Below are 7,739 nucleotides of genomic sequence, written 5' to 3'. Positions count from 1 at the left end.
ATGGCGCGCGCCGTGTCGGCGTCGAGCGTCTTGCCGACCACGCCGCGAATGTCATATGCCTTGAAGATGGATTGGGAGATCATCAGTTCTCTCTCTGTTGCCTGCATGGAAAATTGTCTGGCCGCCTGTCGCGTGCGCCCGGCATCATACTGCGGGCCCCTCGGCGCAACGGACGGGACGGCTGGAGCGGCCCCGATCCCACTTATAATCGCGGGTTTTGATGACGCGCATCGTAGCCATTTTAATGCCTAGCCGTTCCGCCGCCGCCCACCTGCCGCCTCCGGGCGCTTTCCCGGCCGCCGCCAGCGCGTGCGGCCGCCGCGCATGCTGAAGCGATTCGGCAACCCGGACGTCGCGAAGGCCGTCGCGAACCTCGTCTGGCTCGGGCTCGAACGGCTTACGCAGATCGGCGTCGCGATCGCGATCAGCGGCCTTCTGGCCCGGTATTTCGGGCCGGACGTGTTCGGCAAATGGCAGTATGCGAATACGCTCCTCCTCGTACTGGCGCCGCTCACCTGGGTGTGCGGCGCCGAAATCCTGGTTCCGACCATCGTCCAGCGCGCCGGCGCGCAACCCGGCGCGGTGCTCGGCAGCGCGTTCGTGCTGCGCATCGGCGTGTCGGCCGCCGCGCTCGCCGCGACCTGGATCGCGATCGGCGCCGGCGCGTTCGATCCGCTCGTCGGCGCGATGCTCGCGGGCCTCGCCGTCACGATGGTGTTCCGCGAGCCGTTCGTCGGCGTGATCAATGCGTGGCTGCAGAGCATGACGTACAGCAAGCCGCAGCTCGTCACCAGCATGGTGACGGCGCTGGTCAAGGCGCTGCTCGTCTGGCTGCTCGTGCGCGCGGCCGCCGGCCCGGCCCGCTTCGCGTGGCTATGGGCGCTCGAGGCCGCGGCGATCGGCTTCGCGCTGCTGCTCTACTACCGCCACCGTAACGGCGGCGCGCTCGGCTGGACGTTCGACAAGCCGCTGTTCAAGCACTTCGCGACGGCCGGCACCGTGTTCTGGCTCGGCCTGATCTGCATGTACCTGTTCCTGAAGCTCGACCGCCTGATGCTCGAGCGTCACGTGTCGTTCGCCGACCTCGGCCGCTATGCGGCCGCCCAGCAGCTCAACGAGAACTGGATCACGCTCGCGCTGATGCTCGCGCAGACCATCGCGCCCGCGTTCGTGTACCGCGTGCAGGACGTCGCGCGGCTGCGCCGCAACGTCGTCCGGCTGATCGCGATGACCGCCGCGCTGATGACGGCCGGCGCGCTGGTGCTGGACGCCGCCGCGCCGCTCGTCGTGGGCAAGGTGTTCGGCCGCGGCTACGAGGCGTCGGTCGACATCTTCCGCTGGGCCGTCTGGCTGTCCGTGCCGGCCGGCATCGAGGCGATAGGCAATCTTATCGTTCTCAAATATCAAGCAAAATTCGTGTTGCTGGCGAAATGGGTGCTCGCGCTCGCGATCGCCGCGCTCGTCAACGTGCTCGCGATCCCGCGGCTCGGCCTGTACGGCGCGCTCGTCGGACTGGCCGCGGGCTACGTCGCGGCCGCCGCCGTCAACTTTTATTACATCCGTATCAAGCTGCGCCCATGACGCCTTCCGATTGCCCGCCCCTGCTCGACGACGTAGCCGTGCTGATGCCCGCCTACAACGGGCACGACGACGTCGTGCGCACCCTCGCGTCGTTTCGCGAGGATGCGCGCGTGCACGTGCTGATCGTCGACGACGGCAGCACGCCGCCGATCGTCGCGCCTGCGCTGCCGGGCCTCGCGATCGAGGTGCTGCGCATGCCGCGCAACGGCGGCATCGAGCGCGCGCTCGAGGCCGGCATCGACGCGCTCGCCGCGCGCGGCTTCCGCTATGCGGCGCGCATCGACGCCGGCGACCTCGCCGCGCCGCAGCGGCTCGCGAAGCAGCGTGCGTATCTCGATGCGCATCCGCGCGTGGCCTGTGTCGGCATGTGGACGCAGGTCGTGTCGCGCGCCGGCGAAGTGCGTTTCATGCTGACGCCGCCGGCCGACCCGCGCACGCTGCGCCGCACGCGCTTTCTGCGCTCGCCGCTCGTGCATCCGTCGGTGATGCTGCGCATCGACGCCGTGCGCGAAGTCGGCAACTATCGCGCGAAGTACCGCGCGGCCGAGGATCTCGATCTTTATTTACGGTTAATGCAACGTTACGATTGCGCGAACCTGCCCGAGCTCGGCCTCTATTACGAGCTCAACGAGGGCGGGATCAGCGCGACCAAGCGCCGCCGCCAGCTGATCTCGACGCTGTCGCTGCTGCTGCGTCACTTCAACGTGCTGAACCCGTACGACTGGGCCGGCCTCGCCAAGAACCTGCTGCATTTCGTGACGCCGTATCGCACGCTGCAGCGGATCAAGCAGACGCTGTTCGCCGCGCGGCCGTCCGCGTAGTTCGCACCGGCTTTTTCGACGCTTTATTTTTTCTTTTTTTCATGTCCGCCACCTCCCCGCTGCGCATCGCGCTCGTCTGCAACACGGCCTGGGCGATCTACACGTACCGACACGGGCTGATCCGTGCGCTCGTCGCGCGCGGCGCCGAGGTCGTCGTGATCGCGCCGCACGACCGCACGGTGCCGCTGCTCGAACAGATGGGCTGCCGCTACGTCGCGCTCGCCGTCGCATCGAAAGGCACCAGCCCGCGCGAGGATCTCGGCACGCTGGCCGCGCTGGTGCGTCACTACCGCGCGCTAAAGCCCGATCTCGTGTTTCATTACACGATCAAGCCGAACATCTACGGGTCGATCGCCGCGTGGCTCGCGCGCGTGCCGTCGATCGCCGTCACCACGGGCCTCGGCTACGTGTTCATCCAGAAGAGCCGCGCGGCCAGCGTCGCGAAGCACCTGTACCGCTTCGCGTTCCGCTTCCCGCGTGAAGTCTGGTTCCTGAACCGCGACGATCTCGCGACCTTCACCGACGAGCAGTTGCTCGCCCATCCCGAGCGCGCGCGGCTGCTGCACGGCGAAGGCGTCGATCTCGAGCAGTTCGCGCCGGCGCCGTTGCCGGCCGGCCGCGGCCCCGTGTTCATCCTGATCGGCCGGCTGCTGTGGGACAAGGGCGTGCGCGAATACGTCGAGGCCGCGCGCGCGGTGCGTGCGCGCTATCCGGACGCGCGCTTCCAGCTGCTCGGCCCGCTCGGCGTCGACAACCCGAGCGCGATCGGCCGCGCGGACGTCGACGCGTGGGTCGCGGAAGGCGTCGTCGAGTACCTCGGCGAGGCGCACGACGTGCGGCCGCACATCGCGGCGGCCGACTGCGTCGTGCTGCCGTCGTATCGCGAGGGCGTGCCGCGCACGCTGATGGAAGCGTCCGCGATGGGCCGCCCGATCGTCGCGACCGACGTGCCGGGCTGCCGCGACGTCGTCGCCGACGGCGACACGGGTTTCCTGTGCCGCGTGCGCGACGGCGCGAGTCTGGCCGAACAGATGATCCGCATGATCGAGCTCGGCGCGCCAGGACGTGAAGCGATGGGCGCGCGCGGGCGCCGCAAGGTGGCCGCGGAATTCGACGAGCAGCAGGTCGTCGAACGCTACCGGCAGACCATTCATACATTGACCGGCATCACACTCTGAAGGAGCTCATCAGCATGACCGCTAAAGGCACCATCCTCGTGACCGGCGGTGCGGGCTACATCGGCTCGCACACCGCCGTCGAGCTGCTCGACAACGGCTACGATGTCGTGATCGTCGACAACCTCGTCAACAGCAAGGTCGAAGCCGTGCGCCGGATCGAGCGCATCACCGGCAAGACGCCGGCGTTTCACCAGGTCGACGTGTGCGACGAAGCCGCGCTCGCCAAGGTGTTCGACGCACACCCGATCACCGGCACGATCCACTTCGCGGCGCTCAAAGCGGTCGGCGAATCGGTCGCGAAGCCGCTCGAGTACTACCAGAACAACCTCGGCGGGCTGCTCGCCGTGCTGAAGGTGATGCGCGAGCGCAATGTGCGGCAGTTCGTGTTCAGCTCGTCGGCGACCGTATACGGCGTGCCCGAGCGCTCGCCGATCGACGAGTCGTTCCCGTTGTCCGCGACCAATCCGTACGGCCAGTCGAAGCTGATCGCCGAGCAGATCCTGCGCGACCTCGAGGTGTCCGACCCGTCGTGGCGCATCGCGACGCTGCGCTACTTCAATCCGGTCGGGGCGCATGCGAGCGGGCTGATCGGCGAGGATCCGGCCGGCATTCCGAACAACCTGATGCCGTATGTCGCGCAGGTCGCGGTGGGCAAGCTCGAGAAGCTGCGCGTGTTCGGCTCCGACTATCCGACGCCGGACGGCACCGGCGTACGCGACTACATCCACGTCGTCGATCTCGCGAAGGGGCACATCGCCGCGCTCGATGCGCTCGCGACGCGCGACGCGAGCTTCGTCGTGAACCTCGGCACCGGCCAGGGCTACAGCGTGCTCGAAGTCGTGCGCGCGTTCGAGAAGGCGTCGGGCCGGCCGGTGCCGTACGAACTCGTCGCGCGCCGCCCGGGCGACATCGCAGAGTGCTACGCGAACCCGCAGGCGGCCGCCGACATCATCGGCTGGCGCGCGACGCTCGGCATCGAAGAGATGTGCGCCGACCACTGGAAATGGCAGGAGGGGAACCCGCGCGGTTTTGTATAATCCGCTGTCCATTTTTCGAGCGATCACATGCTCAGCTTCGCGTCCGGCTTCATCGCCTCCCTGCTCGTCACGTTGTTCATCGTCCGCTACGCGCATCTGCACGAGAAATTCTCGGTCGACAGCGATCTGGCCGGCGTGCAGAAATTCCACGTGCGGCCGGTGCCGCGGGTGGGCGGCATCGGGATCTTGGCCGGGGTCGTCATCGCCGCGCTGATCCTGTCGCGGCGCTATCCGACGATCGCCGGCAGCATCCTCGGGATCGCCGCATGCGGGATGCCGGCGTTCCTGTCGGGGCTCGTCGAGGATCTGACCAAGCGCGTGTCGCCGCGCGCGCGGCTGCTGTGCACGATGGGCGCGGCCGCGCTCGCGTTCTGGCTGCTGGGTATCGCGGTCAAGCGCATCAGCGTGCCGCCGCTCGACTTTCTGCTGGGCTACGTGGCCATCTCGGCGTTCATCACGGTGCTCGCGGTCGCGGCGCTCGCGAACGCGATCAACATCATCGACGGGTTCAACGGGCTTGCTTCGATGGTGAGCTTCATGATGTTCGCGTCGCTCGCGTATGTCGCGTTCCACGTCAACGACCCGGTCGTGATGTCGGCGTCGATCATCATGATGGGCGCCGTGCTCGGGTTCTTTCTGTGGAATTTCCCGGCCGGGTTGATCTTTCTCGGCGACGGCGGCGCTTATTTCATCGGGTTCATGCTGGCGGAGCTCGCGATCATGCTCGTGATGCGCAATCGCGAGGTGTCGGCGTGGTATCCGGTGCTGCTGTTCATGTATCCGATCTTCGAGACGTGCTTCTCGATCTACCGGAAGAAGTTCATCCGCGGGATGTCGCCGGGGATTCCGGACGGCGTGCATCTGCACATGCTCGTGTACAAGCGGCTGATGCGGTGGGCGGTGGGGACCAAGCATGCGCATGATCTGACGCGGCGCAATTCGCTTACCTCACCTTATCTGTGGCTGCTGTGCCTCGTCGCGGTGATTCCGGCGACGCTGTTCTGGCGGCATACGGTGCATCTGTTCGTGTTTGTCGTGCTGTTTGCGCTCACTTACGTTTGGCTTTATCTCAGCATCGTCAGGTTCAGGGCGCCGAAGTGGATGGTGGTGAGGAAGGAGAGGCGGGGGCATTAAGTCACGCTGCCAAAACGAAAAAGCGTCCCGCGGGACGCTTTTTTCATGGTCGGCACTAACGCAGCCGAAGCGGCAGCCGAAGCGCGTGCGCGCTCATTCGTTCGATACCGCTCGCACCAAAGGCACACTCTGCAGCACCGGCGCGACGGACGGCTGATACTCCGGCACCCATCGCCGCAAGTCGCGCCGCACCTCGTCGTCGTTGAGCACGCGGTGCTGCATCAGCCACGGCAGCAACTCGTCGAGCAGGTGGTCCGGCACTTCCCGCGCACGGGCGATCCGCAGCTTCGGATGCGGCGTGCGCGTGGTCGTTTCGTCGTCGGCGAGCAGTTCCTCGTACAGCTTCTCGCCCGGACGCAGCCCCGTGAATTCGATCCGGATCTGCCCTTCCGAGAAACCGTAGAGACGAATCAGGTCGCGCGCGAGGTCGACGATCTTGACCGGCTCGCCCATGTCCAGAATGAAGATCTCGCCGCCATGGCCCATGCTCGATGCCTGCAGCACGAGCTGCGACGCCTCGGGAATCGTCATGAAGAAACGCGTGATCTCGGGATGCGTGACCGTCACCGGGCCGCCCTTCGCGATCTGCTGCTGGAACTTCGGGATCACGCTGCCGGCACTGCCGAGCACGTTGCCGAAGCGCACCGTCTCGAACTGCGTGCCCTCGCTCGTCTGTTGAAGCGCCTGGCACGCCATTTCGGCGAGCCGCTTGCTCGCGCCCATCACGTTGGTCGGGTTGACGGCCTTGTCGGTCGAGATCAGCACGAAATGGCGCACGTCGTGACGGATCGCCGAGCGTGCGACGCGGTACGTACCGAGCACATTGTTGCGCAGCGCCTGCCACGCGTTGAGCTCTTCCATCAGCGGCACGTGCTTGTAAGCGGCCGCGTGGAAGACGATATGCGGCGCATAGCGCGACATCACCTGATCGAGCAGCAGCGAATCCTTCGCATCGCCGATGATGGGCACCACGTGCTGGTCGGGGAAGCGCTCGCGCAACTCCTCGGTGAGCCGATACATCGCATATTCGGACAGGTCGAACGCGACCAATTGCGCCGGCTTGAAGCGGAGAATCTGCCGGCACAGCTCGGAGCCGATCGACCCGCCCGCGCCGGTCACCATCACCACGCGGCCGCGCAGCAGCGCTTCGACGTGCGGTGTATCGATCGTCACCGCGTCGCGACCGAGCAAATCCTCGAGGTCGATGTTGCGCACCTGCGACAGGAAGCCCTGCCCCGGCATCAGGGCGGTCAGCGACGGCAGCACCATCGCCTTGATGCCGGCGCGCACGCACAGCGTCGCGACGCGGCGCTGTGTTTCGACCGACGCCGACGGAATCGCGATGATCGCGTATTCCACTTTCAGCGCGTCGGTCCAGTGCTTCAGGTCGTTGAATGAACCGAGCACTTTATAGCCATAGATTTCGCGCCCGCGCTTGGTCGGATCGTCGTCGAGCAGGCCGACCAGACGCCATTCACCCGATCGCGACAGTTCGCGGGCGAGGCTCGCGCCGGCCGTGCCGGCACCGAGCACGAGTATCGGCTTGCCTTGCCCGACCAGCCCACCATACAGGTAGAACTCCTTCGTCGCGCGGTACAGCGCGCGGGCGCCGCCCATCGCCAGGAACAACATCAGCGGCGACACGAGCAGCACGGAGCGCGGGATGATGGGGGACGGCTGGAACATCACCGCGCCGATCATCACGATCACTCCGCCGCCGACGACCGCCTTCGAGATCCGGACCAGATCGGGGAGGCTTGCGAACACCCACAGGCCGCGATACAGGCCGAACACGTGAAACATCAGCGCGTAGACGGGCAGCACCCAGACGAGCGCCGTCAGCGCGCCGCTCATGAAGTCGGACGGCACGCTGCCGTTGAAACGGACGAGATAGGCGAACAACCACGCGGTGGTGACCGCCGTCAGGTCAAACAGGAAAGCGCTCAGCGAAAGCCATGATGCCTTGGTTCGCAACATCGGCAGGAAAC

The 7,739-nt window shown here is 66.5% G+C and carries 6 protein-coding genes; 5 read left to right on the top strand and 1 reads right to left on the bottom strand.

The window, feature by feature from the left end; genetic code table 11:
• The first annotated feature begins 324 nt into the window (after positions 1 to 324).
• Genes EX20_RS20260 through EX20_RS20240 form a run of 5 tightly spaced genes read left to right on the top strand, consistent with a single transcriptional unit; the run spans position 325 to position 5,751 of the window.
• The gene (locus tag EX20_RS20260) at positions 325 to 1,581 is read left to right on the top strand and encodes a lipopolysaccharide biosynthesis protein (RefSeq protein ID WP_034194510.1); all 1,257 of its coding nucleotides are present in this window, start codon (positions 325 to 327) and stop codon (positions 1,579 to 1,581) included.
• On the top strand, positions 1,578 to 2,402 hold the full coding sequence (locus EX20_RS20255; protein ID WP_034194509.1) for a glycosyltransferase: 825 nt from the start codon (positions 1,578 to 1,580) through the stop codon (positions 2,400 to 2,402). The genes EX20_RS20260 and EX20_RS20255 overlap by 4 nt, the downstream gene beginning before the upstream one ends.
• Positions 2,403 to 2,443: 41 nt before the next feature.
• Positions 2,444 to 3,580, top strand: a complete 1,137-nt coding sequence (locus tag EX20_RS20250) for a glycosyltransferase family 4 protein (protein ID WP_034194508.1) — start codon at positions 2,444 to 2,446, stop codon at positions 3,578 to 3,580.
• A gap of 14 nt (positions 3,581 to 3,594) precedes the next feature.
• Positions 3,595 to 4,617 carry a UDP-glucose 4-epimerase GalE gene (gene galE / locus EX20_RS20245; protein ID WP_034194507.1) on the top strand — a complete coding sequence of 341 codons (1,023 nt, stop codon included), beginning with the start codon at positions 3,595 to 3,597 and terminating at the stop codon, positions 4,615 to 4,617.
• A gap of 27 nt (positions 4,618 to 4,644) precedes the next feature.
• A complete protein-coding gene (locus EX20_RS20240) occupies positions 4,645 to 5,751 on the top strand; it encodes an MraY family glycosyltransferase (protein WP_014722575.1) in 1,107 nt (368 codons plus the stop codon).
• A gap of 93 nt (positions 5,752 to 5,844) precedes the next feature.
• Here the strand turns inward: EX20_RS20240 and EX20_RS20235 are convergent, their stop codons facing one another.
• Positions 5,845 to 7,728: a polysaccharide biosynthesis protein gene (locus EX20_RS20235; protein WP_034194506.1), complete on the bottom strand. Its 1,884-nt coding sequence runs from the start codon at positions 7,726 to 7,728 to the stop codon at positions 5,845 to 5,847.
• Positions 7,729 to 7,739 lie beyond the last annotated feature (11 nt).

Source organism: Burkholderia sp. WP42 (assembly GCF_000745665.1).
In the GTDB taxonomy this organism is placed as follows: domain Bacteria; phylum Pseudomonadota; class Gammaproteobacteria; order Burkholderiales; family Burkholderiaceae; genus Burkholderia; species Burkholderia vietnamiensis.
Note: the sequence above shows the minus strand (reverse complement) of the source record. Positions and strands in the feature narration are given on the sequence as shown.